This window comes from Acinetobacter sp. F9 (genome assembly GCF_019195275.1).
Taxonomy (GTDB): Bacteria; Pseudomonadota; Gammaproteobacteria; order Pseudomonadales; family Moraxellaceae; genus Acinetobacter; species Acinetobacter pseudolwoffii.
The window spans coordinates 202684-227750 of the sequence record NZ_CP078068.1; the positions used below are offsets into that span (position 1 = coordinate 202684).

General features: G+C 44.2%; 26 protein-coding genes. 10 read left to right on the forward strand and 16 right to left on the reverse strand.

Going from position 1 to position 25067, the window contains the following annotated elements:
• Nucleotides 1-91 precede the first annotated feature (91 nt).
• The 4 genes from fusA to KT990_RS00945 form a co-directional block, all read right to left on the reverse strand.
• On the reverse strand, nucleotides 92-2227 hold the full coding sequence (gene fusA / locus KT990_RS00930; protein WP_005096016.1) for an elongation factor G: 2136 nt from the start codon (nucleotides 2225-2227) through the stop codon (nucleotides 92-94).
• 128 nt (nucleotides 2228-2355) lie between these two features.
• Nucleotides 2356-2826 (reverse strand): 30S ribosomal protein S7, encoded by a 471-nt coding sequence (gene rpsG / locus KT990_RS00935; protein ID WP_004279240.1) that lies wholly within the window; start codon nucleotides 2824-2826, stop codon nucleotides 2356-2358.
• Between the two features lie 178 nt (nucleotides 2827-3004).
• Nucleotides 3005-3379 (reverse strand): 30S ribosomal protein S12, encoded by a 375-nt coding sequence (rpsL, locus tag KT990_RS00940; RefSeq protein ID WP_002050319.1) that lies wholly within the window; start codon nucleotides 3377-3379, stop codon nucleotides 3005-3007.
• A 154-nt stretch (nucleotides 3380-3533) separates the two neighbouring features.
• Entirely contained in the window at nucleotides 3534-5036 is a 1503-nt protein-coding gene (locus tag KT990_RS00945; RefSeq protein WP_218208970.1) for an EcsC family protein, read from the reverse strand.
• Nucleotides 5037-5311: 275 nt separating this feature from the next.
• Between KT990_RS00945 and KT990_RS00950 the strand changes: the two genes are divergently transcribed.
• From KT990_RS00950 to KT990_RS00960, 3 genes are all read left to right on the forward strand, one after another.
• Nucleotides 5312-6541, forward strand: coding sequence for a beta-ketoacyl synthase N-terminal-like domain-containing protein (locus KT990_RS00950; RefSeq protein WP_218208971.1), 1230 nt, complete (start codon nucleotides 5312-5314; stop codon nucleotides 6539-6541).
• Nucleotides 6542-6564: 23 nt separating this feature from the next.
• Nucleotides 6565-7017 carry a CopD family protein gene (locus tag KT990_RS00955; protein ID WP_218208972.1) on the forward strand — a complete coding sequence of 151 codons (453 nt, stop codon included), beginning with the start codon at nucleotides 6565-6567 and terminating at the stop codon, nucleotides 7015-7017.
• A gap of 348 nt (nucleotides 7018-7365) precedes the next feature.
• Nucleotides 7366-8490 (forward strand): hypothetical protein, encoded by a 1125-nt coding sequence (locus KT990_RS00960; RefSeq protein WP_218208973.1) that lies wholly within the window; start codon nucleotides 7366-7368, stop codon nucleotides 8488-8490.
• A 111-nt stretch (nucleotides 8491-8601) separates the two neighbouring features.
• Here KT990_RS00960 and KT990_RS00965 read toward each other — a convergent pair whose 3' ends face one another.
• From KT990_RS00965 to KT990_RS00980, 4 genes are all read right to left on the reverse strand, one after another.
• A complete protein-coding gene (locus KT990_RS00965; RefSeq protein WP_180050555.1) occupies nucleotides 8602-10041 on the reverse strand; it encodes an amino acid permease in 1440 nt (479 codons plus the stop codon).
• Nucleotides 10042-10193: 152 nt separating this feature from the next.
• Complete coding sequence (locus KT990_RS00970; RefSeq protein WP_159138579.1) at nucleotides 10194-10556, reverse strand: RidA family protein; 363 nt, start codon at nucleotides 10554-10556, stop codon at nucleotides 10194-10196.
• A gap of 45 nt (nucleotides 10557-10601) precedes the next feature.
• The gene (alr, locus tag KT990_RS00975) at nucleotides 10602-11714 is read right to left on the reverse strand and encodes an alanine racemase (RefSeq protein WP_218208974.1); all 1113 of its coding nucleotides are present in this window, start codon (nucleotides 11712-11714) and stop codon (nucleotides 10602-10604) included.
• Between the two features lie 23 nt (nucleotides 11715-11737).
• Nucleotides 11738-12997: a D-amino acid dehydrogenase gene (locus tag KT990_RS00980; RefSeq protein WP_100328927.1), complete on the reverse strand. Its 1260-nt coding sequence runs from the start codon at nucleotides 12995-12997 to the stop codon at nucleotides 11738-11740.
• Nucleotides 12998-13135: 138 nt separating this feature from the next.
• Between KT990_RS00980 and KT990_RS00985 the strand changes: the two genes are divergently transcribed.
• Nucleotides 13136-13603 carry an Lrp/AsnC ligand binding domain-containing protein gene (locus tag KT990_RS00985; RefSeq protein WP_005095994.1) on the forward strand — a complete coding sequence of 156 codons (468 nt, stop codon included), beginning with the start codon at nucleotides 13136-13138 and terminating at the stop codon, nucleotides 13601-13603.
• 118 nt (nucleotides 13604-13721) lie between these two features.
• Here KT990_RS00985 and lysM read toward each other — a convergent pair whose 3' ends face one another.
• The 6 genes from lysM to KT990_RS01015 all read right to left on the reverse strand — a co-directional run bounded on the left by lysM (nucleotide 13722) and on the right by KT990_RS01015 (nucleotide 17482).
• Nucleotides 13722-14219 carry a peptidoglycan-binding protein LysM gene (gene lysM, locus KT990_RS00990; RefSeq protein WP_005095992.1) on the reverse strand — a complete coding sequence of 166 codons (498 nt, stop codon included), beginning with the start codon at nucleotides 14217-14219 and terminating at the stop codon, nucleotides 13722-13724.
• Nucleotides 14220-14404: 185 nt separating this feature from the next.
• The gene (gene acpP / locus KT990_RS00995; RefSeq protein WP_004646101.1) at nucleotides 14405-14641 is read right to left on the reverse strand and encodes an acyl carrier protein; all 237 of its coding nucleotides are present in this window, start codon (nucleotides 14639-14641) and stop codon (nucleotides 14405-14407) included.
• A gap of 83 nt (nucleotides 14642-14724) precedes the next feature.
• Nucleotides 14725-15459, reverse strand: a complete 735-nt coding sequence (gene fabG, locus KT990_RS01000) for a 3-oxoacyl-ACP reductase FabG (protein ID WP_005172385.1) — start codon at nucleotides 15457-15459, stop codon at nucleotides 14725-14727.
• Nucleotides 15456-16442 (reverse strand): ACP S-malonyltransferase, encoded by a 987-nt coding sequence (fabD, locus tag KT990_RS01005; protein ID WP_005095987.1) that lies wholly within the window; start codon nucleotides 16440-16442, stop codon nucleotides 15456-15458. The genes fabG and fabD overlap by 4 nt, the downstream gene beginning before the upstream one ends.
• A gap of 222 nt (nucleotides 16443-16664) precedes the next feature.
• Entirely contained in the window at nucleotides 16665-16847 is a 183-nt protein-coding gene (gene rpmF / locus KT990_RS01010; RefSeq protein WP_004279227.1) for a 50S ribosomal protein L32, read from the reverse strand.
• A gap of 77 nt (nucleotides 16848-16924) precedes the next feature.
• Nucleotides 16925-17482, reverse strand: coding sequence for a YceD family protein (locus KT990_RS01015; RefSeq protein WP_074384127.1), 558 nt, complete (start codon nucleotides 17480-17482; stop codon nucleotides 16925-16927).
• A gap of 97 nt (nucleotides 17483-17579) precedes the next feature.
• On the opposite strand from KT990_RS01015, the gene KT990_RS01020 reads away from it, so the two are divergent.
• The 6 genes from KT990_RS01020 to rluB all read left to right on the forward strand — a co-directional run bounded on the left by KT990_RS01020 (nucleotide 17580) and on the right by rluB (nucleotide 22110).
• Nucleotides 17580-18242, forward strand: coding sequence for an elongation factor P hydroxylase (locus KT990_RS01020; protein WP_005095983.1), 663 nt, complete (start codon nucleotides 17580-17582; stop codon nucleotides 18240-18242).
• Between the two features lie 87 nt (nucleotides 18243-18329).
• Nucleotides 18330-18947 (forward strand): L-threonylcarbamoyladenylate synthase, encoded by a 618-nt coding sequence (locus KT990_RS01025; RefSeq protein ID WP_005095982.1) that lies wholly within the window; start codon nucleotides 18330-18332, stop codon nucleotides 18945-18947.
• A 41-nt stretch (nucleotides 18948-18988) separates the two neighbouring features.
• Complete coding sequence (locus KT990_RS01030) at nucleotides 18989-19273, forward strand: hypothetical protein (RefSeq protein ID WP_005095980.1); 285 nt, start codon at nucleotides 18989-18991, stop codon at nucleotides 19271-19273.
• A 322-nt stretch (nucleotides 19274-19595) separates the two neighbouring features.
• Nucleotides 19596-20390, forward strand: a complete 795-nt coding sequence (locus tag KT990_RS01035; RefSeq protein WP_180000227.1) for a segregation and condensation protein A — start codon at nucleotides 19596-19598, stop codon at nucleotides 20388-20390.
• Nucleotides 20387-20977: an SMC-Scp complex subunit ScpB gene (gene scpB / locus KT990_RS01040; RefSeq protein WP_159516622.1), complete on the forward strand. Its 591-nt coding sequence runs from the start codon at nucleotides 20387-20389 to the stop codon at nucleotides 20975-20977. Before KT990_RS01035 ends, scpB begins: the two co-directional genes overlap by 4 nt.
• 41 nt (nucleotides 20978-21018) lie before the next feature.
• Nucleotides 21019-22110 (forward strand): 23S rRNA pseudouridine(2605) synthase RluB, encoded by a 1092-nt coding sequence (rluB, locus tag KT990_RS01045; protein ID WP_074384125.1) that lies wholly within the window; start codon nucleotides 21019-21021, stop codon nucleotides 22108-22110.
• 54 nt (nucleotides 22111-22164) lie between these two features.
• Here rluB and KT990_RS01050 read toward each other — a convergent pair whose 3' ends face one another.
• Together KT990_RS01050 and KT990_RS01055 are read right to left on the reverse strand one after the other, a co-directional pair.
• Entirely contained in the window at nucleotides 22165-23901 is a 1737-nt protein-coding gene (locus KT990_RS01050; RefSeq protein WP_218208975.1) for an ABC transporter ATP-binding protein, read from the reverse strand.
• Nucleotides 23902-23911: 10 nt separating this feature from the next.
• Complete coding sequence (locus KT990_RS01055) at nucleotides 23912-25063, reverse strand: ABC transporter permease (protein WP_218208976.1); 1152 nt, start codon at nucleotides 25061-25063, stop codon at nucleotides 23912-23914.
• Between the last annotated feature and the right edge of the window lie 4 nt (nucleotides 25064-25067).

Sequence of the window (25067 nt, forward strand, 5' to 3'; positions counted from 1 at the left end):
AGATCTTCCTTTTTAAACTACTCATGCAGGATCACTGCATGAGCACTTGGGTTTAACTATGAATTAGTTTGGGCTTATAGTAATCGAAAGATTACTCGTCGTCACCTTTTTTACCGCCAGACTGGAACTTAGAAATGATGCCTTCAGCCACGTTACGTGGAGTTTCAGCATATTTAGCAAATTCCATAGAGTAAGTCGCACGACCTTGAGACATAGAACGCATATGAGTTGCGTAACCAAACATCTCAGCCAATGGAACTTCAGCACGAATGGCTTTAGTACCACCAGGTAAATCGTCCATACCCTGAACCATACCACGACGACGGTTTAAGTCACCCATGATATCGCCCATGTAGTCTTCTGGAGTTTCTACTTCAACTTTCATGATTGGTTCAAGCAAGATTGGATCTGCTTTCATGAAACCATCACGGAAGGCATAAGAACCCGCCATTTTGAATGATAATTCGTCAGAATCGACATCATGGTAAGAACCGTCGAACAATGTCGCTTTGATGCCCACTACTGGATAACCAGCAAGTACACCATTCTTCATACGTTCTTGGATACCCTTGTCAACCGCGCCGAAGAATTCTTTAGGTACTACACCACCTACAACTTCTTCAACGAATTCGTAGTCTTTACCAGCGTCTTCAGCAAGCGGTTCTAGACGTACGTATACGTGACCGAACTTACCTTTACCACCAGTTTGACGTACGAATTTACCTTCTTGTTCAACTGACTTTTTGATCGTTTCACGGTAAGAAACCATTGGTTTACCAATGTTGGCTTCAACACCGAATTCACGCTTCATACGGTCAACAATGATGTCAAGGTGAAGTTCACCCATACCAGCAATAATGGTTTGACCTGATTCTTCATCAGTACGTACGCGGAATGATGGATCTTCTTTCGCCAAACGACCTAAAGCAACTGACATTTTTTCTTGGTCAGCTTTAGTTTTAGGCTCAACTGCAAGTGCAATTACTGGCTCAGGGAATTCCATACGCTCTAGTGTAATTACGTGGTTTTCATCACATAATGTATCACCAGTCGTTGTGTCTTTAAGACCTACACATGCCGCGATGTCGCCCGCACGAATTTCTTCGATATCTTTACGGTCATTCGCATGCATCTGTACGATACGGCCAACACGCTCACGCTTCATTTTTACTGGGTTATAACACGGGCTACCCGCTTTAAGAACACCTGAGTAAACACGAACGAAAGTCAAGTTACCTACGAATTTGTCATTCATAATTTTGAATGCAAGTGCAGAGAACGGAGCTTCGTCAGACGCTTCACGAGAACCTTCAGATTCGTCTTTGTCGTCAAGGATACCCTTGATCGCTTCAACGTCAGTCGGTGCTGGCAAGAATTCAATTACAGCATCCAACATACGTTGAACACCTTTGTTTTTGAATGCCGAACCACAAAGCATCGGTTGAATTTCGTTTGCCAATGTACGCTTACGGATACCAGCAACGATTTCTTCTTTAGTCAGCTCTTCGCCTTCTAGGTACTTGTCCATGAGTTCTTCTGATGCTTCCGCAGCAGCTTCAACCATATTAGTACGCCATTCTTCAGCAGTAGCAACTAAGTCAGCAGGGATGTCGCCATATTCGAATTGCATACCTTGAGATGCTTCATCCCAAATGATTGCTTTCATTTCGATTAGGTCAACAACACCCTGGAAGTTTTCTTCTGCACCGATTGGAACAACGATTGGTACTGGATTACCGCCAAGACGTGTTTTAACTTGTTCAACTGCACGGAAGAAGTTCGCGCCAGTACGGTCCATTTTGTTAACGAACGCAATACGTGGAACTTTATATTTATTTGCTTGACGCCATACCGTTTCTGACTGAGGCTGAACACCACCTACAGCACAGTAAACCATGCACGCACCGTCAAGAACACGCATAGAACGCTCAACTTCAATCGTGAAGTCAACGTGTCCCGGGGTGTCAATTACGTTAATACGGTGTTGTTCGAACTGGTTCGCCATACCTTTCCAGAAGCATGTTACAGCTGCTGAGGTAATGGTAATACCGCGTTCTTGCTCTTGTTCCATCCAGTCCGTAGTTGCCGAACCTTCGTGAGTTTCACCAAGTTTATGGCTCTCACCTGTGTAGAACAAAATACGTTCAGAAGTGGTTGTCTTACCTGCGTCAATGTGCGCAGAAATACCAATGTTACGGTAACGAGAAATTGGGGTTTGACGTGCCATGATTTCTAGCATTCCTAAATTTTGTTGTTTAAAACAGGACGCTTTAAGCTGCATAGCAACTTAAAGCGCTTTGGTGACAAAACCATGACGGTTTTAGCACTTTCCTGAATAGGGCCTGTTTTATCTGCTTAGAAACGGTAGTGAGAGAATGCTTTGTTGGCTTCAGCCATACGGTGCACATCTTCACGTTTCTTAACCGCAGCGCCTTTGCCTTCAGATGCATCAAGCAACTCGCCAGCAAGACGTAAAGCCATAGTTTTTTCAGAACGCTTAGCAGCAGCATCTACTAACCAACGCATAGCTAGGGCAGTACGACGGGATGGGCGTACTTCCATAGGTACTTGGTATGTAGCACCACCAACACGGCGTGCTTTTACTTCGACCATAGGACGAACTTTTTCAAGAGTAGTCTCGAAAAATTCAACTGGGTCTACTTTAGATTTTTCTTGAACGCGGTCTAAAGCACCGTAAACGATACTTTCAGCAATAGATTTTTTACCATCTTGCATTACGTGGTTCATGAATTTAGCGATTGTTTGGCTGCTGAACTTAGGATCCGGAAGGATTTCACGAGCAGCGACTACGCGACGTCTTGGCATTTTAAACTACCTATAAAGATGACACTTCAGGTTTATCCAGCATGAGCACAAAGTGTCATGTGCATTCGCTGGCCTTACTACACGTCGCTTGAATTTCACAAAATTAAATGCAGAAATCAGACAAGCGAGACGATAAAGGATTGCGGTTCTACGTTCTTAAAATTTAATTCTCGACGAATTATTTCTTAGGACGTTTAGTACCGTATTTAGAACGAGACTGGTTACGATCTTTAACACCAGCACAGTCTAAAGAACCACGAACGGTATGGTAACGTACACCTGGTAAGTCTTTAACACGACCACCACGGATAAGAACAACACTGTGCTCTTGCAGGTTATGGCCTTCACCACCGATGTAGCTAGAAACTTCAAAACCTGAAGTTAAGCGAACACGGCAAACTTTACGCATTGCTGAGTTAGGTTTTTTAGGTGTAGTTGTGTAAACACGTGTACAAACACCACGGCGCTGTGGACAAGCCTTCAACGCAGGAACTTTAGATTTTTCAACTAAAGTCGTACGACCCTTACGGATCAACTGATTTGTTGTTGCCATTTGGCAATTCTCCCGTTAATAAAAAGCCCCAAAAACATACTGCTTTTTGAGGGCATGCAATTGTAATTCAAGATGTAAAATTGGTCAACCTGCTCAGGTCGACCAAATATAATAACAACTATACGCTATGCTGCTATTTTCTCTCAGAATTCATTTACTTTTTCGGATTCTTCGCAGTTTTTTTTGTAACATCTTGAGCTTTAGATGTTGTTGAGGCTGTTTCAGATGCAGAATCAGGATCCTCCTGCCCCTCTAGCCCCTCATTTTCCACGGTCTCCGATTCATTTTCAGCAGTATTATCTGCTTGTATCTCTGCTTCCACGTCAGGATCAAAAGAAGTTTTGGTTAAAGCAGGCTGTTGCGATTGTTTATCTGCCACAGGTTCAACCAATTCATCACTGAGGGCATCTAGACCTTCACTGACTTTTTCATCTTTTTTCACTTCAGCTTCTTCAGAACTGAGATCATTCTTTTCTTTCTTAACCAGTTTGACCTGAGTAATTGTATCATTGCCTTCAATTGCAATATCCTGATCCAGAATTGGCTCGTCTTTTGGCGCCTCGATCGACTGAGATGAACTGTCTAATAATTTAGGTGCAGCCTGTTGCAATAAATTGACTGCTTTTTCATAGGCCGCATAGGGAGACAATTGCGAATCTTGATGCTGAATCAGATATTGTCGAGCATGTGAGAAAGCTTCTTGAGCTTTCTGATTTACATCATCAACAAAACGGTGACTATAAACTGCTCCGATTCCAGCACTTGCCAATGGTGTCAATTTCGTTAATTTTTCTAAAATAGAAATTTTTGGCAGATTGTTCACCCATTCCCATTTTGCCTCGCCCTCATGGTTGTTTAACCATTGCTTGATGGCATTCATATCATTATCAGAACCCAGCATGGCCTGAAGCTGGGAAATATCGTGGGTTTTAATTGTATTACTCAGCGCTTTTAAGCCCAATAATAAGGTTTGCTTTTCAGCAATCAGGCCGAGGTCCAGCTGTCTAAAGATATGTTGTACGATTTCCTGATCATCATCTTTGCTCAGGTCAAAACCATAAGAACGACCGACCTGATAAATGGTACGTAGCGCCATTAACAAAGAAGCCGGAATATCAATCGCTGTACCAAGCACCCCAGAAGCACCGCTGATTGCACCCTGTACCGTTGCAATCCATTTGTTTTGCTCACCCAAAGCCTGTGAAATTCGCTTGGAACGATCGACATCCTGAGTCAATTCTTCCAAGTCTTTTGCCCCTGCTTCATTCAGAATGGCATCGACCGAACTGCTCTGGTTACTAAACTGGTTAAGGCGGTCATAAAAATAGTCTGATACTTTCTCCGTCAGTTCAGGAGAAACAAAATGCGCCACGTTATTGACGGTATTAAAACGGTGTCCTAGAAGTTGGCGAGATACATTTGGCAGATGTTCACGAAGCATTTGCTGTGGATTATCATATTTTTTAGCCGAAAAAACGCTTTTTGTCTTCGCCGAACCGTCAATCACCTGACCGGAATTTGACGGCTTAAGTGCTTTCGTCACCGAGTCTGGTACAACATGATTCAATAAATCCAATCCGGTTGAACTGAACTTTTTCGCCACTCCAAAGGCATCCGAAATCAGACCATTAGATTGTTTATTATTAGCATTTACCATTTTTTACCTCAGCATTCACGTGCTTGTATTTGATATAAATACTAGGTGTAGTCAGCATTTATCTCAACTTTATTCTGTGTCATTTAGTAAAATCCCTACATGCCGACTCACAAACCCAACCGACTGTCACACGGCATAACATTTGCCATAAGATTTCAAAAGTCTTTCTGCTATCATGTTCTCCATCATGAAATAAGGCTAGAGGCCGGATTTGGCGATTTTATATAGCCCATTTTCTGCCACTGGACGTAGAGCTAAACTATAAGGATCTGTAGATGAAACGTGTTGTCATCACTGGCATGGGTATTAACTCGTGTATTGGTAATACATTAGAGGATGTAAACCATTCTTTACAAAATGGGATTTCAGGAACACGTTTTAATCCGACTTATGCTGAACTCAATTTCAAAAGCCATGTGAGTGCTGCGGCCGAACAGGATTTCGACGGTATTGACCGTAAACTCAAACGCTTTATGGGCGTATGCGCAATGTATGCCTACAATTCGGCACTTGCTGCAGTTGAACATGCCGGTTTAAAGGTTGAAGATCTAGCTGGCAAACCACGCTATGGTATCGCGGGTGGTTCAGGTGGCGGTTCAACTGCTTCTGTTATTGAAATGAACGAATTATTGCAAACCAAAGGTGCGCGTAAAGTCGGTCCTTTCTTTGTACCACGTAACATGACCAACACCATTACGGCTAACGTTGGTGTTGCTTTTAAACTGCAAGGTGTAGCACATACCATTACCAGTGCATGTGCAACCTCTGCGGATGCGATTGGTTATGCCTACAACCTGATTCAACTCGGCAAACAAGATTTAATGCTGGCAGGTGGCGGTGAAGAAGATCACTGGTCACAAAGCTTGTTGTTTGATGCGATGGGCGCACTTTGCTCTAAATACAATGACAGCCCTGAAACAGCATCACGCCCTTATTCTGCAGACCGTGATGGTTTCGTGATTGCCGGTGGTGGCGGTTTTGTGATCCTTGAGTCTTTGGAACATGCGCAAGCGCGTGGTGCAAATATCTTAGCTGAAGTGGTTGGTTATGCTGCAAACAGTGATGGTGCTGATATGGTTGCACCATCTGGTGAAGGTGCAACACGTTGCGTACTGATGGCTTTAGAAGAAGCAAAACAACACGGTGTCGATAAAATTGACTATGTAAACACACATGGTACTTCTACTCCAGCGGGTGACATCACAGAACTTAAAGCAATGGAACGTGCTTTTGGTGAAGGTCAGGTTCCTCCATTAAGCTCAACCAAATCAATGACGGGTCACAGTCTGGGTGCTGCTGGTGTTCAGGAAGCGATTTATTCGGTTCTGATGATGCAAAATGACTTTATTGCGCCAAACATCAACGTGACCGAGCTGGATGAAGGCGCGAAACCGTTTGATATCGTGCTTGAAAAACGTGACGCAAAATTGAATACTGTGATGAGTAACAGTTTCGGTTTCGGCGGCGTAAATGCTTGTCTCATTTTCAAAAAATGGGAAGGCTAAGCTGCCCAGTTTAGGGTGACTTGATGGATGCTCCTTCTGATGCTTTCTTGTGGGTAAAAGCATTACATATTATTGCGGTGGTTTGCTGGTTCGCGGCTTTGTTCTACTTGCCACGGTTATATGTTTATCATGCCATGAGCGAAGATGCTGTGAGCCATCGACGCTTTGAGATTATGGAACGTAAGCTGTACCGTGGCATCATGTGGCCAGCCATGTTGGCTACCTTGGTTACGGCGCACTTTCTGGTGGATTGGGGTGATGCAACGCGTCACTATCATGAAGCCTTATGGTTTTACCTCAAAGTCGGTCTGGTCGGCTTATTGGTGATTTACCATCTGATATGTGGTTATTACCGCAAGAAGCTGATTGATAATGCACATTACAAGTCACACAAGTTTTGGCGTTATTTTAATGAGATGCCAACCCTGATCTTATTTGCCGTGGTGATTTTAGTCGTGGTTAAACCGACTTTCTAATTCATTTGCGCAATAAAAAAATCCCCGATCAGTCGGGGATTTTTTATGTCTGAATATTTAAATCTGCACACAGCTGTCCGTTTTAAGATTCAATTCAGAAAGTTTGTGTCTTGGAAATGACTGCACTATACATAACTCTTCCTCTTTTTGAGAAAATTACCTGTATTTTGAAAACTTGATTACTTTATTTTTATTCAATTTTTAATATAATATCTTAAAAATCAAAATACTATAAAAATGAAATCAGACTCATGTACACAACAAAAAAAGAGTAATCTGGATATTTCTGAACGGACTCTTTCCTTTAGCTAACACAAAAACAAGATCATGAAAAATAAAAGGTCAATTATGCAGAACTTTTCATCCGCAGAAATTAAAACAGCCTCAACACCTGAAGCTCAAAAATTATATTCAGATGCTGTGAAAAACTTTAAAAAATTGCATGGCCCAAAGCTTAAGCTTCATCAAAAAATAAAAGCTCGCTTTCATTGGATTTTTGCTATTGGCGCGATTTATCTTGTATGGAATTCTAATAATCCACAACTGACTATTTCTGTACTTTTTCTTGGGCTGTTTACATTAAATGAAATAGAGGGTTTGTATCTATGGCTATATGCTCGAAAAACACGAAAACAATATTCCGACCAATACCTCAAGACATTTGGCAAGATCACCAAAGTTTCAAAATATGATCCCAAATTAAAGCAGCTTAATATTGAACTTAAATTTTATGATTTAAAAAATGAAACCCATAAAAAGACTTTTAATATTCGCTATCCCGATTTCTTAATTTTACAACCCATAGAAGTTAAACCTGAACAACTTGTAGGTCAATCAGTTGAAGTGTGCCTTACACCTGATTTAGCTCTTATTTTACAAATACGTGCTTATCATCCCAACCCTGACGAATTGCCAATTTTCACCCATAATTTCCACAAACACCCACTGTGGCAACGGCATGAAAATTATCTACTGCACCCAAGTTATTTTTATCCAGAATCCATGTTATCGATTCATTTTATCCGCAATGAATACGCTGGAAATTTTCAGCTTGTCTTTCAAGATTTGAATCAGGATTTTAGTGTTAGCACAGCATCACCAAGTTTAGAGCAGATCGAAAATTATATTTTTGCCTCATATTCGGATTTTTTTATGAAGCATGATGCCTTACAGCCCGCTTATAGTGAATACCGACAACTTAAGTTTAGCAATGAGCCAATAAAAATCGAATTGTGGAAAAATCAGACTAAACCAATGTCAAATCAGGAAATTCAAGTCGTTGTAAAACAAAAAAAGAAACGTGTATTGGTATGGATAATCCCGTGTTTGCTCATCATCCTTTTATCATCTTTGTTTGTTTCGCCAGTAGCAAGGCTTGCATTATTTATTCTATGTATTTATACCTGTTTAATTTATTTCGAATATACATCCAATCAAAGTAAATTTTATCAGCGCTGTGTTCCTCAACTTTAATTATCTGAATGATGATTTGGCTTTTTTAGAAAATAGAGGAAGGATGATTCACAAATGATTCATCACACCATAAAAAAATCCCCGATCAGGCGGGGATTTTTTTGAGCTATTTTATTGTGTTTCTAATGCCGCTTTTCTCGCGGCTGCGACACGTGGCCGATACAGTACATAATAAGTCACTGCCAAAATAATCAACCATAATGGACTGATTTTTAATGCATTGAATGTATCTGGCTCCAAACTTAAAATGACCAGAGCGAAAGCCAGAAAAGTTAGTACGATATAGCTCATCCATACCCCACCCGGCATTTTAAAGGTGGAGTTGGCATGCTGTTCAGGGCGTAATTTACGGTAGCGTAGATAACACACCATAATTAAGCTCCAAATACTAATAAACAAAATCACGCACAGCGACGTCGCTAAAGTAAAAGCTTCCAAGGTATTGGGCACGAAGTACTGCAAAGCTGCACCAGCCATAATAAAGGCACATGAGAACATTAAACCCTTGGCTGGTACAGAACGTTTCGATAGATGCGCCAAAGCGGCAGGTGCCTGTTGACCACGCGCCAATCCGAAAAGCATACGACTGGTGGAGAATACACCACTATTCATGGAAGACATGACGGATGACAAGACCACCAGATTCATGATGATCGCCGCCGCACCAATACCGGCATGCATGAATAAGCTGACAAAAGGACTTTGATCCGCAGGAATTTTAGCCCATGGAGTCACTGACATCACTACAAACAATGACAACACATAGAACAAGATAATACGCGTTGGAATTGCATTGACGGCTTTGGGTAAATTTTTCTCAGGATCTTTGGTTTCAGCTGCCATCGTACCGAGCAATTCCACACCCACAAAGGCGAATAAGGCAATCTGGAAGCCTGCCAGGAAGCCATCCGCACCTTTGGGGAACATACCACCCGACCAGACATGGCTAAAGCTTGCAGTACTGCCATCTGGTGCCTGAAACTGGTTCAACACCATAAAGCCGCCAATAAAGATCAGGCCTAAAATGGCTAAAATCTTAATCAGGGCAAACCAGAATTCAATTTCACCAAACAGTTTGACCGTCAGCAAGTTCAAACCCAGAACCAGCAATACACAGCCGACACTGATCAGTGCCTGCCCGATGGGGGTAAAGGCCACATCCTCGGGCAACCAGAAACTTAGATAATTAATAATCGCTGCTAAATCGGCAATCCCGACCAGAACCCAACCGAGCCAATAAGACCAGCCAATATAATAGGCCGCGCCCGGACCTATCAGGTCGCGCGCCATATCAATAAATGATTTGTAATGTAAATTAGCCAACAATATCTCACCCAATGCGCGCATCAGGAAAAAAAACATAAAGCCAATAATCATATAAATAAATAAAATTGAAGGGCCGGCCAAAGAGATAGTTTTACCCGATCCCATAAATAAACCGGTACCAATTGCACCACCAATGGCAATTAACTGCAGATGCCGATTGGAGAGCTTGCGTTGTAGCTCATGTTGCGACGGCGCTGCGTCATCTTTAGCGGATGTTGTATTCATGTTTAGTTCCTTTTTTTGCATCAGACCCTTGCTCATCTGATCGGATTTCTTCCTGAAATCCTGAATGCAGATGAAGTTCCATTTAAAAAGCTAAATGACCGGATCTGATGTCCTTACAAAATTAAGTTGGGAGATATAAAAACCAAAACAACTCAAGCCTGTGCTGCAATCACTGCAATTTCAATCAGCCAGTCAGGATTGACCAGATCTGCCTGAATGGTGGCACGTGCCGGAGTTCCCTGTCCTTGCAACCAGTGAATCCAGATCTGGTTCACGGTTTGAAAATCTTCCAGATTTTTCACAAATAGTTGTGCCGACAGCAGTCGGCTTTTGTCTGTTCCTGCCAGCTTGAGCAGCTGATCAATTTTCGTCAGCACTTCCTGCGTTTGACCGCTAATATCCTGACGGGTGCTATCCGGCACCTGCCCGGATAAATACACGGTCTGGTTGTGAATGGTGACAGCACTCATGACCTGATTGCTGTTAATACGCTGGATATCGGTGTGTTCCATCATCATATGTCCTCTCAATTTCTTCCGTTATTTGGTCAATATTTAGTTTTAGCTTTCGATCCGAACCGGTACACGAGCCGTAATCGCACACATCAATTCATAGCCTACGGTTCCTGAACCGGCCGCGACCTCATCAATTGATAAAATTTCACCTTGCGAAGATTTCCCCCAAAGCACAACTTCACTCCCCACAGTCGCCTGAGGGACAGCGGTCAGATCGACGGTAAGCATATCCATACTGACCCGACCAAGAACTTGAGTCTGCACTGAATCTACCAGAACTGGTGTACCTGTGGCTGAAATGCGCTGATACCCATCGGCATATCCACACGCCACTACACCAATGCGCATCGCCTGCTCCGCAACGAAGTTAGAACCATAACCCACACTTTCATCAGCCTGAATATACTGAATCGCAATGATTTCACTGCGCAGGCTCATGCCGGGCTGCAGATTCCAGTCATCAATAGTATGGTCAGGATAGTCAGGCGAACTGCCATACAGCATGATGCCACTACGCACAATGTCGGATTGAATATGGTGATGATGGCGCAGGATGGCTGCACTATTACTGACAGAAGTTTTCCCTGCTAAGGGTTCAATGATTTGCGTGAACATTGAATATTGATAATCAATGCCGTTCTGGCCAAAGCGCTGACCATCTGCATCGGAAAAATGCGTCATATGGCTAACTGAGCGCACATTGCCCAGTGCCTGGACTTGCTTAAAAATATCCGTATATTCGTGGGCCTGAAAACCCAAACGGTTCATACCGCTGTTAAGTTTTAAGTACACATCAAATTTTGCGTCTGGATTGATCTGCTGAAACTGCGTTAACCAGGTGATTTGATGCTGGCTATGTAGACTAAAACTTAAATCTAATGCAGCACAGACGTCTAAATCGTCTACAGCAAAAATTCCTTCGAGCAGTAAAATTTTGCCCTGCCAACCGAGCGCACGCAGACGCTGCGCTTCAGCCAAATCCAGCAAGGCAAAACCATCGGCTGATTGAAATACTGAATAGACTCGCTCAATACCATGACCATAGGCATTGGCTTTAACCACAGCATAGACTTCGGCACTGGGCGCTGCGGCTTTGGCGATCTTCAGGTTATGCTGCAATGCATCTAAGTGCACTACAGCTTGAATTGGGCGTGGCATAGCTTCTTCCTTGAAACAGCAATTTAGGCCGCGTGTGAATAACGTCCGAGTGAAAGTCCTTCAGTGCTGATTTCGGTTTTATGATTCAACACCATGTCACTGATTAACTTGCCCGAACCACAGGCCATGGTCCAACCCAGGGTGCCATGTCCAGTATTCAGGAACAGATTTTTAAAACGCGTTACACCAATAATCGGGGTACTGTCTGGGGTCATTGGACGTAAACCGGTCCAGAAACTCGCTTCTGCCAGATCCCCGCCTGGGAACAATTCCTGAGTGACCATTTCCAGAGTGGCACGGCGATTGTCTTTCAAATTGTGGTTAAATCCACTTAGTTCGGCCATGCCGCCAACACGGATCCGCTGGTCAAAACGCGTAATGGCAATTTTATAGGTTTCATCCAGCACCGTAGATTGTGGTGCAAAGTTGGCATCAACAATTGGAATGGTCAGTGAATAGCCTTTGACTGGATAAACCGGCAAATCCAGATTCAAAGGTTTTAAGAAATCACGCGAATAACTACCGAATGCCAATACATATTTATCAGCCGTCAGCACTTCACCATTGACCACGACACCCTTAATTTCATCGCCTTCAATCACCAAACGCTCAACATTTTGGTTAAATTTAAACTGCACGCCCAATTCTTTGGCAACATTGGCTAAGGCATTGGTAAATAAATAACAGTCGCCTGTCTCATCATTGGGTAAATGCAAGCCGCCCACCAGTTTATCCTGGGCATGTGCTAGGGCTGGCTCAACTTTGGCCAGATCAGCGCCCAACAACAATTCATGCGGTACGCCGCATTCTCGCAATACCGCAATATCACGTTGCACCATCTCTAATTGCGCTTCGTTACGAAAGACTTGCAAAGTACCTTTAGAACGGTGCTCATAGCTGATCCCGGTTTCTTTACGCAATTCACGTAAACAGTCACGGCTATATTCAGCCACACGAGTCATACGTTCTTTGTTAATCGCATAGCTGGCTGGATTACAGTTTTTCAGCATTTGTGCCATCCAGTTCAACTGCCACATACTGCCATCTAAATTAATGGCCAAAGGTGCATGATGCTGGAACATCCATTTCACTGCTTTAAATGGAATGCCCGGTGCTGCCCATGGCGTCGAATAGCCCGGAGAAATTTGTCCGGCATTGCCAAAACTGGTTTCTTCAGCCGGCCCGGTTTGACGGTCGAGCACTTTAACTTCTGCACCCTGCTGCGCCAGATAGTAGGCACTCGCCACACCGATTACACCACTGCCTAAGACCAAAACGCGCATCTTACTACCCTCAAATTTTTCTAGTTGATTTAACTAGTATATTTTTGGATCAATAGTGAATTTAACTATATTGAGATGATATATTTAGTGAAATAAACATTTTTTTCGGGCAGAATTAAAAAAAAGAGGGAAATATTGATGCGTAAATTAGACCGCATTGATCGCATGATTCTGGATATCTTGCAACGCGATGGCCGGATTGCCATTAGTGAGCTGGCAGCACGTGTGAACCTGTCAACCACACCCTGTTCAGAACGGGTAAAACGGCTGGAGCGCGAAGGCATTATCATGGGTTATTACGCGCGCTTAAATCCGGAACTGCTAGAACGCAATTTGCTAGTCTTTCTGGAGATTAAGCTTTCTGCAAAATCGGGTGATGTATTTGATCAGGTGGCGCGTAATCTGACCGAAATTCCAGAAGTACTGGAGTGTCATTTGATTTCCGGTGACTTTGATTATCTGGTCAAGGCACGTCTCAAAGAGATGAGTGCCTATCGGCGTCTGTTAGGCGATTTGCTAAAAAAATTACCTGCTTCTGCCTCCTCACATAGTTATGTGGTCATGGAGGAAGTAAAAGAAAGTCTCTATCTGGATCTTGGCGGGTAATTATTTTTATCTTTCAACATTCAGCGCTCAAGCTGTTTCCAAAAAAATAATGCCCCAAATGGGGCATTATGGTGAACAAGATATTTAGATATTTAGATATTTATTTTCGACTTAAAAATCAGGCCGGAATACGCAATACCTGTCCCGGGAAAATATCATCAGCATCTTTGAGCAATGGGCGATTGGCCTCAAAGATCTTATTGTACTGATTGGCATCACCATAAAATTCTTTCGAGATTTTTGACAAGCTATCCCCCGATTTTACCGTATAGAATTTGCTTTCCGGTTCAGGGCTGCTGACCGTAAGCTGATCATCCACTTTGGCCACATGATCAATATTCCCCACCGCCAGAATAATTTTTTCACGATCGGCCTGACTTTGCACCTGACCTCTGACCGTGGCCAGATCCGAGGTTGAATTATAACTGATGGATAAACCAGTGATCGGAAGACCCAGACCTTTTACATGACCAAGTAATTTATTTGCGACTTCTTGGGCAGAAGGCTCTGCGGGCTGTGCTGCTGCGGCTGGAGTAGTATTTGCTGGTGCGGCCTGCGGCTCTGCGGCAGCTGTATTTTTCTTACCGATACCTTTTACAAAATCAAAAAGACCCATATGGAACTCCATTCTTGTCGTTAATGTCATATCACTCTTATTTTTATAATGAAAATAGCCAAGGCATAGTTAGTCATTGGTGACAGAAAGGTAATCGATTGTAAAATTTCCATTTAGGTGAAAAGCAGACACAAAAAAACCACCGAGAGGGTGGTCTTTATGCTCAGCAAAGCTGAAATCGGCGATTAACCCAGTTTCTTAGAAACATAGTCAATTGCAGATTGAACAGTTGTGATTTCGTTAGAATCTTCATCAGGAATCGTGATGTCGAAATCATTTTCGAAAGACATAACCAGTTCAACTAGATCTAGAGAATCTGCACCTAAGTCATCCATGAAAGACGCTTCGTTTTTAATCTCTTCGATTTTGATACCAAGTTGTTCTGCAACTGCTTGCTTAACACGTTGTTCGATATCGCTCACAGGAATTCTCCTCATTGCTTGTGGCGTTTTTAATGCCGTTAGTTTAATTGAATCTAAAAAATTTGGAAAGTTTATACTTGAGCTTAGCTCATGTATAAGCCCCCATTTACATGCATAACTGTACCAGTAATGTAACTGGCTTTGTCTGAAGCCAGGAAACTTACAGCATTTGCGATATCTTGTGGGTCACCCAAACGGTTTAACGCCACTTGCTCAGTCATTTTTTTACGAATTTCTTCGCTTAACTGTTCCGTCATTTCAGTTGCAATAAAGCCTGGTGCGACCGAGTTAACCGTAATCTGACGGCTACCCATTTCTTTGGCCAAACTACGACTGAAGGCTTCAATTCCGGCTTTGGCAGCAGAATAGTTGGCCTGCCCCGGGTTGGCAAAGTGTGCCACCACAGAGCTGATGTTGATGATGCGTCCGAAACGTGCCTTGGTCATGCCTTTCAGCACACGTTTAGACAGACGGTAAACGGCTTTCAGGTGAATATTTAAAATATCATCCCAGTCATCTTCAGACATGCGAAGCAATAAGTTGTCTTTGGTAATACCGGCATTATTAACCAACGCCAGCACTGGACCATAGTTCTGTTCGATCTCCGTCACCAGTGCATCAATCGCAGCACCATCACGTACATCTAAAACTTTGCCCGCACCATTTTCAGCAAACTGTGCAGATAATTTTTCAGCGCCCGCTTCAGAGGTCGCAGTACCCACGACAAAATAACCATCCTGAATCAACTGTTGTGCGATCGCAGCACCAATACCACGACTTGCACCTGTTACCAAGGCAACTTTCGGTTCCTGTGTCATGCAATTTTCCCTTCTGCCGTCAATACGGTGTTCAATGCATCTTCCAGACGAGATTTGCTATCCAGTGGAAGTGCTTTTTCGATATTCGGTAGGCGTTTCGCCAAGTTACTCAATACATTGCCCGGACCACATTCAACGATGTACTGAATGCCTTCATCTTGAAGGAATTGCAGGGTTTTGGTCCATTGTACTGATTCATAAAGTTGCGCTGTTAAAGCCTGACGCAATGCAGGGACATCAGCCGCAGCTTCAGCGCCTACATTTTGTAATACAGGAATGCATGGCAGCTCAATGGCGGTTTGTTCCAATGCAGGCGCAAACTGTTCTGCCGCAGGTTTCATCAGTGAACAATGCGATGGAACCGATACCGGCAATGCAATCGCCTTAGCGCTATTTTCTTTGGCCAGTGCCATCACTGCTTCAACGCGATCTTTATTGCCTGCAACCACAACCTGCCCTTGGGCATTGTAGTTTGCCGCTTCAACAGAACCTTCACCTGCTGCAGTTGCCTGTGCACACAGCTCAATCACTTTGGCATCATCCAGACCCAAAATGGCAGCCATTGCACCGACACCCTGAGGTACAGCCGTCTGCATCAGTTTACCGCGCAGGTTGACCAGTTTGACTGCATCACCCAGGCTTAGGCTACCCGCTGCCACCAGCGCGCTGTACTCACCCAGTGAATGGCCTGCCAGATATTTCGGTGCCACACCGCCAGATTCCAGCCACACACGCCATAAGGCAATACTTGCAGTCAGCAATACCGGCTGGGTAAATTCAGTTTGATTTAAGTTTTCGCCAGTTTGCGCAATCTGCCACAGATCGAAGCCGACAGCTTCAGAGGCTTCTGCAAATGTCTCACGAATAGCAGAAAACTGCTCTGCAAGTTCAGCCAGCATGCCGGCTTTTTGTGAGCCTTGACCCGGAAATACAAATGCAGTTTTCGTCGCTTGTGCTGCTTGTTCGAGTTGTGTCGCAGACATAATAAAATCCTTTCATTCAAGAGGTGTCATCTTCAGTTGTAGCAAGAAGACTGGCCAATAAAGCCACCTAAATCATTGTGGAGCGCAATTTAGCATGTAATTTTGCTGGCGGTAATTGCCAAATACAACAAAAAACCGATGCAAGCAAAAATCAAGGACAAAAAAAAGGGAGCTAAATGCTCCCATTTTTTCTACTAAGCTTGACGCTTAATACATCATCAATTATTCAGCAGATGCTTTAGCGAATAATTGACGACCACGGTAGATACCATCTTTAGATACGTGGTGACGACGGTGAGTCTCGCCAGTAGCTTGGTCTACAGTTAATGCATTCTCGGTTAAAGCGTCATGTGAACGGCGCATGTCACGGCGAGAGCGACTTTTACGGTTTTGCTGAACGGCCATGATGGCTCCTTACAAAGATCGAAAAAATGGATCAGAACAAATTCGATTGTCTTATACACAAGAGTATAACACAAAAATTAGTTAAGTTTACCCTTCAGAGCTGCCAAAACATCAAACGGATTATCTCGTTTTTCTTCGACAACTTCTTCTATGGCAGGCTGATGCTTATGTTCGCAAAACTCATGTTTAGGCGACAACGGCACCAACAATAACAGTTCATCTTCTATCAGCGCGAGCAAATCAGCGGTCGCAGGTGCATCATAGTCACCTTTGGTCGTTGCTTCACTTTCACCTAGGACGATGAAATCAGCATCCTCATCCAAGCGCTCTATCAGTGACTCATCATCCACAAGTGCCAAATGGAACGATGAAACCAGTTCAATCTCTACAGTTTCCAGACAACGCTGGCATTCCATAGGAACTTTTGTTTCAACGTGACCATCTAGCCATGCAATACGATGATAGGCATCCATTGATAGCTTACAGTCTATGTTAATCAATTGATCATCAATTGATCCAACAGCTTCACGAGCGATACGAACAAAGCGGGATAAAGGCAGTTGACCTGACCATTTAAAGCCCTGTTCAGCCCATTTAAACGGCTCAATCTGTGCCGGAAAGGTATTTGCTGACATAATTAAGGCGGCAATTCTACAAATTCATCAGTACTCTGTCAAAGATTAAGATACAATTTTGTACTTATTTCGACAGACCATTTGGGTAACTCAAGTCATGCATCTGTTGCAGCCGCAAACAGAAGTGAATGTTTCATCACTCGTTAGCACAATTCCAAGCCTTGATTCTGACAGTTCAACACAACAAGTGCAACTCTCGCCATGGACGAATTTATCGTCAGAAGCGCAGCAGGTGGACTGGCTCATCTTACACTTTAATCACTGGTTTTCCCATTTAAATGTGACTTTAGTCCGTGGCGAATTTGAACCTGAATATTTTCCTGCCGATGCCGATACTCCTGCCCGGATTCAGTTTGCACATGGATTCTTTAATAGTGCCTTGCATGAAATCAGCCATTGGACAATTGCCGGGGATAAACGCCGGGAACTTCCGGATCTTGGTTACTGGTATGCCCCGGATGGGCGTACAGCCGAACAACAAGCGCTGTTTGAACAGGTAGAAATTAAACCGCAGGCAATCGAGTGGATGTTTGCCCAGGCCTTTGGGCGTAAATTTCGGGTGTCGCTGGATAACCTGACTGGTGACGGCGGTGACGGAACCCGCTTTAAAGATCATGTCTATGCACAAGTGCAGGCTTATTTTCGTGGTGAGGCAAAATTGCCACGGGATGCACAACGCTTTATTCAATGTATCTGTGCCTGTAGCAGAGGTGGCAAAAGTTTACAATCTGATGAGTTTATACGTGAAATGCTTGATTAAATTACACAAATCTACCTTTTTGGTGATTGCCAGACGCTGCCTGAGCGCCACATAATAAGCCATCAGCCCAAGCTTGGAGTAGCCTCTATGCTGCATTTACGCGTACACCCCGATAACCCGCAACCGCGCTTAATCAGTCAGGCGGTAGAACGAATCCGTGCTGGCGATGTGGTGGTCTATCCCACGGATGCTGCCTATGCGATTGGTTGCCAGATTGGGAATAAAAGTGCCATGGAACGCATTGCGCAGATTCGCGGACTTGGCCCAAAACATCAATATGCAATTTTGTGCTGTGATTTATCCGATATTGCCACCTATGCCAAAGTGGACAATGCCATGTATCGCTTACTCAAAAACAATACACCAGCAGTCACCACTTTTATTTTACCGGCCACCAGTGAAGTGCCGAAACGCTTGATGCATCCCAAAAAGAAAACCATTGGCCTGCGCATTCCGAGCAATCCGGTGTGTCAGATGCTGCTCAAAGAACTGGGTGAGCCTCTCTTGACCTCTACCCTGATTTTGCCGGACCAGACCGATCCGCTGGATGATCCTTTTGAGATTGAAATGCAATTGGGCAAACGCATTGATGTGTTTATCGATAGCGGTTTAGGTACATTAAGCACCACCTCGATTATTGATTTATCTGGTGATCATCCAGAAATTATTCGTCGTGGCGTGGGTGATGTCAGCGCATTTGAATAAAGAATGCCATCTTATTTCCAGCCGACTGCAGGAGTCAGTCTATGGATTTATTTTATATCCTGCTGAATCAGCATGAATTCTCTGCCCAATATTGTATCTATGCAGAACTGCCTTGGACACTTCAATCCAGGGCCATCATGATCGAAGCATATCCTTCGCCCAGTCCCACTCTAAACATTGATGCTACTGAATATCAGTTTTTCATGAATTTGGCTTTGCTTCGACAGCTATTACAGATCTATTCAAGCCAGAACCTATGCCTGGCAGAGACTTGCCAACGTATGATTGAGTTTGCACTGAGTGAATATCCTTCCTCACCGCGCTGAAGTTCTTAGCACTCAGATAGGTATTAATCATATCGCAGGATACTAAAACAGATACTAAAACATGGATATGGTCATAGCTTCCACCCGTAACACATTGACTCTTTGCCCCGCTTATCTGGCTGTTTTTTTGGGGCCTTCTTTTAAATTGCAAATAAATTCCATTATTTTTTCAAGTTTTTATGCCTTTGACTCCTTATTTAATTTATTTAGAGTTACTTTTCCAGTACAATGACGGCACTTAATTCTATGCTTTTTCTTTCGATGAGATACCGAAGATCAAGCCTTTGCATGCCTTTGAAAATTCGCGTGGCCTATAATTGTAATGACTCAAATTATCCATAACACAATGGAATCTGCTCCGCACATTCGGGTTCTGGATGAATGGCAGGATACTATTCCAGAGGATCTGTATATTCCTCCCGCCGCATTTGAAATCTTGTTAGAACATTTTGAAGGCCCACTCGACTTTTTAATTTACCTGATTCAAAAAAACGGTTTTGACCTGTTGCAAGTCGATATCGCGCCGATTGCAGCGCAATATTTATCCTATATGGATGCAATGAAATCCCTGAATATTGAGCTGACCGCAGATTATATGGTGATGGCTGCTTTATTGGCAGATCTCAAATCGCGTCTGTTATTGCCTAAACCGAAAAGCCTGTCTGCGATTGAGCAAGATCCAAAACAAGAACTGATCGACCGTTTAGAAAATTATTTAAGAATTAAACAGGCAGCAGAACGTCTGGGGCAAATGCCTATTCTGGAACGTGATACATTCCTGACCCATGTCAGTCTGGGCGACGTTCAGCAGAATAATGAAGGCTATTCGATCGATTTACTGCGTGATGCCTTGTTGTGTGTTTTTAACCGTCCTGAACCGGTGATTCATCAGGTGCAACAGGAACCGGTACTGCTCGAAGAACGGATTGCCTATATTGAAAGCTGTCTGGAATCTGGCGAAGTCTTATCTTTTGCCGATTTACTCAAACCGAGTCAGGGACGCATGGGTATGGTGGTGACCTTTATGGCAGTGCTGGAGCTGACCCGGCAACAAAAAATCCAGATTATTGCTACAGGTATTGAAGCCCCGCTCGCAGTTCAAGGAGCCAGTCAATGACACTAGAGCCAAATACGCTGTTTTCTGCAGAAGATAATCTGCATGAGGTGTTGATGCAGCTTGAGGCGATTATTTTCGCCAGCGACTCTGCGGTTTCACTGGCGCGTCTGAAAGAGGCTTTTCAGGATCGCTATAGCAAACAGGAATTACGTCAGTATTTACAACAACTTTCCATGTTAATGCATGGCCGTTCGATTGAACTGATTGAAACAGCACAAGGTTACCGTTTTCAAGTGCGTGCAAAATATCGTAATATTATTGCACAGACCTGGCCTGAGCGACCAACTCGCTTGTCGCCAGCCTTACTTGAAACACTTGCAGTGATTGCTTATCACCAGCCGGTGACCCGAGCCGATATTGAACAAATTCGTGGTGTGACGAATAACAGTCAGATTTTGCGTACGCTATTTGACTGGAACTGGATTAAAGAATCCGGATTTCGTGAACTCCCTGGAAGACCTGCGTTGTTAATGACAACGCCACAATTTTTAAATGCGTTTGGCTTGAATTCTTTAGGCCAATTGCCTCCCCTGCAGGATGCCAAGGAAGCTTTTATGGCCCTCGATGCAAATGCACCGAAGTCATAAATAGGTGAACTGTTGATAATTATTTCTAAGGTTATGCTGTCATGAGTGAAAAATTGCAAAAGGTGCTTGCACGCGTTGGTTTGGGTTCTCGCCGTTATATGGAAGAAGTCATTGCCGCGGGTCGTGTAAGCGTCAATGGGCAAATTGCCCAAGTGGGTGAACGAATCGAACCAGGTGATGAGCTTCGCATCGATGGTCGTAAAGTTGCATTTCAGATTGAAGACGAAATTCGTCGTCGTGTGATTATCTATTATAAGCCTGAAGGCGAGATCTGCTCACGTAGCGATCCTGAAAACCGCCCGACCGTGTTTGAACAGTTACCTGCGATTCCGGGCGATCGCTGGGTGATGGTCGGCCGTCTGGATATTAACTCGACCGGTCTGTTACTGTTCACCAATGATGGCGAACTTGCCAACCGCTTGATGCATCCATCCAATGAAATCGAACGTGAATACGCAGTTCGTGTCATGGGTGAAGTGACACCACAAATCAAAAACACCATGCTTAAAGGCGTGGTATTAGATGACGGCCCAGCAAAATTCGAATCGTTCTCTGAACTCGGCGGTGATGGTATTAACCGTTGGTTCCAGGTCGTAGTAAAAGAAGGGCGTAACCGTGAAGTACGTCGTATCTTCGAATCACAAGGTCTGAAAGTGAGCCGTCTGCTGCGTACCCGCTACGGTACTGTGATTCTGCCACGCGAACTGCGTACCGGTCGCTGGATTGAACTGGATAAAAACGATATCGACAACCTGACCAAAGCTGTGGAACTGAAACCACGTCAAGGTACAGGCCTGTTTGGTATGGCGAAACGTCGTAACGAGCGTATGCAGGATAAACCGATGGCTGCACGCCGTGGCGGTTTCTTGCGTCAGCAACGTCGTGACAGTGATGAACAACAACCACAGAATAACCCTGGCCGCGAGCGTCGTGATGACAATGCTTATGGTCGTCGTGACAGAAATGAAAACCAAAATGGTACGCAGTTCGTTCGTCGTGACAACCGTGATGGCAATACTCAATTTCCTCGCCGCGAAACTCGTCCAGATCAAGCTTTTGGTCGCCGTGAAGAGCGTGATGAAAATGCGCCACGTCGTCCATACGGTGTCAATAAAGGCTTTAAAAAGTTTTAATTGATATAAACAAAAAAAGTCAGGCAAATGCCTGACTTTTTTATGCATTATGTATCAGGCGCTTTGTGGAATCCCCTGCGGAATGGCACTGAGTAAACGCTTGGTATATTCATGTTGTGGTGACTGATACAATTCATCTGAATTGGCAATTTCCACCAGTTCCCCATGATTCATCACCATGATCTGATCTGAAATATACTTCACCACCGATAAATCATGTGAAATGAAAATATAACTGAGTCCAAATTCATCCTGCAAATCTTGCAGTAAATTCAAGACCTGTGCCTGTACCGATACATCCAGCGCCGAGACGGACTCATCACAGATTAAAATCTCAGGCTTCAAAGTCAGGCAACGCGCGATCGCAATTCGCTGGCGCTGACCACCGGAAAATTCATGTGGATAGCGATAAAAAGCTTGGGCAGGCAAGCTGACCCGCTCCAACAGATCCAAAGCCATTTGCTTGCGCTCTGCATCATCCTGACCAATTTTATGAATCTGCATTGGCTCCATCAGGATTTGCCCCACGGTAAAACGCGGATTTAAAGAAGCATAAGGATTCTGGAAAATAATCTGGATTTTACGTTGATACTGGTTAAATTCCTTTTCAGACATGGCCAAAATGTCTCGCCCCTGAAACAGCGCTTTACCGCCTGTTGCCTGTTGCAAACGCATCAACAACAAGCCAATGGTGGTTTTGCCCGAACCGGATTCTCCGACCAGCCCCAAGGTTTTACCTTTGGCCAGCTGAAAAGAAACTCCTTTCACCGCCTGAAATTCATCTTTGCCAAACAGACCTTTGCGGCTATAAAAAGATTTTTTCAGATCACGTACATCCAGAATAATTTCTTCTCCGCCCTTGAGTCCGCGTGAGCGTTGCGGAAGTTGAGTATTCAGGTGGATATCGTCCAGCCAGGTTGAACCATCCTGTTTCATAAAATCACTGATCATCGGCAAACGTAACGGACGTTGCGACAATTGTGGACGGCAATGCAATAAAGCCCGGGTATACATATCCTGAGGTCGATCCAGTACGTCCTGAACCAAACCCTGTTCACGAATTTCCCCATGTCGCATCACAATCACCTGATCGGCAATTTCCCCCACCAAAGCCAGATCATGAGTAATGAACAGCATCGACATCTGACGGCGCTGACGTAGCGATTCCAGCAAGTCCAGAATCTGCTTTTGAATGGTGACATCCAGGGCAGTGGTCGGTTCATCTGCAATCAACAGTTTCGGTTCACAGGCAATAGCCATGGCGATCATGACCCGCTGCTGCTGCCCCCCCGAAAGCTGCCCCGGATAGGCATCGATTTTAGTTTCAGGTGCAGGAATACCCACTTCTTTGAGCAGTTCCAGAGTACGTTGCCGCGCCTGTTTTTTATTCATGCCTAAATGTAGTTGCAAGATTTCTGCAATCTGCATGCCTACCGTAAATACCGGATTTAGCGAAGACATTGGCTCCTGAAAAATCATGGCAATGTCTTTGCCGCACATCTTGCGCATTTCACGGGTTTTAAGCTTGAGCAGGTTTTTCCCTTCAAAGATGATCTGGCTGTCTTCGGAAATACGTGCGCTTTCTGCCGGAAGCAGGCCCATAGTGGCGAGGGAAGTGACCGACTTGCCACTTCCCGATTCGCCTACCAGTGCAACTGTGGTATTGGCCGGAATCTCGAAAGAAACCCCTTTCACGGTTTCGATATATTGTTTATTTTCACCTTTAAAACTGACTCGCAGATTTTCTACGCGAAGTAGCGCAGGTGCTGTGCTTGGATTGATTTCAGACATCGTTGCGCTCCTATTTCAGTTTTGGATCTAATGCATCACGGAGTGCATCGGTAAACATCGAGAAAGCAGTTACCAATACCGCCATGGCAATCGAGGCTGCGGCCAGTTGCCACCATTTCCCTAAAATCAGCTCGCTTTGCGCTTCATTCAGCATGCTTCCCCAAGACACTACTCCGATTGGCACGCCAAAACCGAGGAAGCTGAGAATCACTTCAGATTTGATAAAAGCCACCACCAGAATGGACATTTGTACCAAGGCAATATGACTGACATTCGGAAAAATATGTACAAACATACGCCGTAAATTACTCACCCCAATCGCCTTGGCAGCCAGTACATATTCACGCGCCGTATGTTTCATGTACTCGGCACGAACCAGACGAAAAACCCCAGTCCAGCCGGTCAGACCTAAAATCAGGATGATTGATAAAATCCCTTTCTGTTGTAACACCGCAGCAATTGCCAGAACCAGCAGTAAATAAGGAATTGAAGTAAAGACATTATAAAACCAGTTAAGGAGATCATCGACCCAGCCACCAAAATAACCGGCAAGTGCACCAAGTACGGTGCCAATGATCACAGCGACCAAAGCCGCAACCAGTCCGACCAGAATCGAGGTTTCCGCACCTTTAATGGTTTTCTGTAAAACATCCTGTCCCCATTTATCCGCACCAAAGATCAGACTCTGTTTTAATTCGCTGTCCTGATCCATCAGCTGACCACCGAGCTGCTGGTTAATGACGTGCATGTCTTCTGCCAGCGGATCTGTTACACCATAATAATCGATGCTGCCCCCCATACTTTGCTCTGCAGCAATTTCAGCATTGAGTTCTGCAATCACCTCTTTTAAAGGATCGACTGGATTGACCGGTAAAACGACCGATTCTGCTTCCTGTTCTTCACCGGAAACAGCCGGCACCGGCGCTGCACTGATAAAACTTGGCGGTGCATAACTGACCGCCACTTCTTTATTCCAGTCCTTGGCAATAAAACCGCTCATGGAAAGCAAAAGTAGCAGCAAATAAAACAGCACCACATACAGGGAAAACATGGCAATCCGGTCACGTTTCAAACGGCGCATGGCCAGTTGCCATAATCCTGTCGAAGTAGACTCAGGCACGGCTTGAGCGTGTTGCTCTTTTTTAAATATCGCACTCAGCATAATT

What these genes read in the sequence shown, in the direction of transcription:
- fabG (WP_005172385.1), bottom strand. Translation starts at nt 15,459, where the DNA reads ATGACACAGGAACCGAAAGTTGCCTTGGTAACAGGTGCAAGTCGTGGT.
- rpsL (WP_002050319.1), bottom strand. Translation starts at nt 3,379, where the DNA reads ATGGCAACAACAAATCAGTTGATCCGTAAGGGTCGTACGACTTTAGTT.
- scpB (WP_159516622.1), top strand. Translation starts at nt 20,387, where the DNA reads ATGACACTAGAGCCAAATACGCTGTTTTCTGCAGAAGATAATCTGCAT.
- KT990_RS01050 (WP_218208975.1), bottom strand. Translation starts at nt 23,901, where the DNA reads ATGTCTGAAATCAATCCAAGCACAGCACCTGCGCTACTTCGCGTAGAA.
- lysM (WP_005095992.1), bottom strand. Translation starts at nt 14,219, where the DNA reads ATGGGTCTTTTTGATTTTGTAAAAGGTATCGGTAAGAAAAATACAGCT.
- KT990_RS00985 (WP_005095994.1), top strand. Translation starts at nt 13,136, where the DNA reads ATGCGTAAATTAGACCGCATTGATCGCATGATTCTGGATATCTTGCAA.
- KT990_RS01020 (WP_005095983.1), top strand. Translation starts at nt 17,580, where the DNA reads ATGCATCTGTTGCAGCCGCAAACAGAAGTGAATGTTTCATCACTCGTT.
- KT990_RS00970 (WP_159138579.1), bottom strand. Translation starts at nt 10,556, where the DNA reads ATGATGGAACACACCGATATCCAGCGTATTAACAGCAATCAGGTCATG.
- KT990_RS00955 (WP_218208972.1), top strand. Translation starts at nt 6,565, where the DNA reads ATGGATGCTCCTTCTGATGCTTTCTTGTGGGTAAAAGCATTACATATT.
- KT990_RS00960 (WP_218208973.1), top strand. Translation starts at nt 7,366, where the DNA reads ATGCAGAACTTTTCATCCGCAGAAATTAAAACAGCCTCAACACCTGAA.
- rpsG (WP_004279240.1), bottom strand. Translation starts at nt 2,826, where the DNA reads ATGCCAAGACGTCGCGTAGTCGCTGCTCGTGAAATCCTTCCGGATCCT.
- fabD (WP_005095987.1), bottom strand. Translation starts at nt 16,442, where the DNA reads ATGTCTGCGACACAACTCGAACAAGCAGCACAAGCGACGAAAACTGCA.
- fusA (WP_005096016.1), bottom strand. Translation starts at nt 2,227, where the DNA reads ATGGCACGTCAAACCCCAATTTCTCGTTACCGTAACATTGGTATTTCT.
- rpmF (WP_004279227.1), bottom strand. Translation starts at nt 16,847, where the DNA reads ATGGCCGTTCAGCAAAACCGTAAAAGTCGCTCTCGCCGTGACATGCGC.
- KT990_RS00945 (WP_218208970.1), bottom strand. Translation starts at nt 5,036, where the DNA reads ATGGTAAATGCTAATAATAAACAATCTAATGGTCTGATTTCGGATGCC.
- KT990_RS01030 (WP_005095980.1), top strand. Translation starts at nt 18,989, where the DNA reads ATGGATTTATTTTATATCCTGCTGAATCAGCATGAATTCTCTGCCCAA.
- KT990_RS00950 (WP_218208971.1), top strand. Translation starts at nt 5,312, where the DNA reads ATGAAACGTGTTGTCATCACTGGCATGGGTATTAACTCGTGTATTGGT.
- KT990_RS01015 (WP_074384127.1), bottom strand. Translation starts at nt 17,482, where the DNA reads ATGTCAGCAAATACCTTTCCGGCACAGATTGAGCCGTTTAAATGGGCT.
- KT990_RS01025 (WP_005095982.1), top strand. Translation starts at nt 18,330, where the DNA reads ATGCTGCATTTACGCGTACACCCCGATAACCCGCAACCGCGCTTAATC.
- alr (WP_218208974.1), bottom strand. Translation starts at nt 11,714, where the DNA reads ATGCCACGCCCAATTCAAGCTGTAGTGCACTTAGATGCATTGCAGCAT.
- KT990_RS00980 (WP_100328927.1), bottom strand. Translation starts at nt 12,997, where the DNA reads ATGCGCGTTTTGGTCTTAGGCAGTGGTGTAATCGGTGTGGCGAGTGCC.
- rluB (WP_074384125.1), top strand. Translation starts at nt 21,019, where the DNA reads ATGAGTGAAAAATTGCAAAAGGTGCTTGCACGCGTTGGTTTGGGTTCT.
- KT990_RS01055 (WP_218208976.1), bottom strand. Translation starts at nt 25,063, where the DNA reads ATGCTGAGTGCGATATTTAAAAAAGAGCAACACGCTCAAGCCGTGCCT.
- KT990_RS01035 (WP_180000227.1), top strand. Translation starts at nt 19,596, where the DNA reads ATGACTCAAATTATCCATAACACAATGGAATCTGCTCCGCACATTCGG.
- KT990_RS00965 (WP_180050555.1), bottom strand. Translation starts at nt 10,041, where the DNA reads ATGAATACAACATCCGCTAAAGATGACGCAGCGCCGTCGCAACATGAG.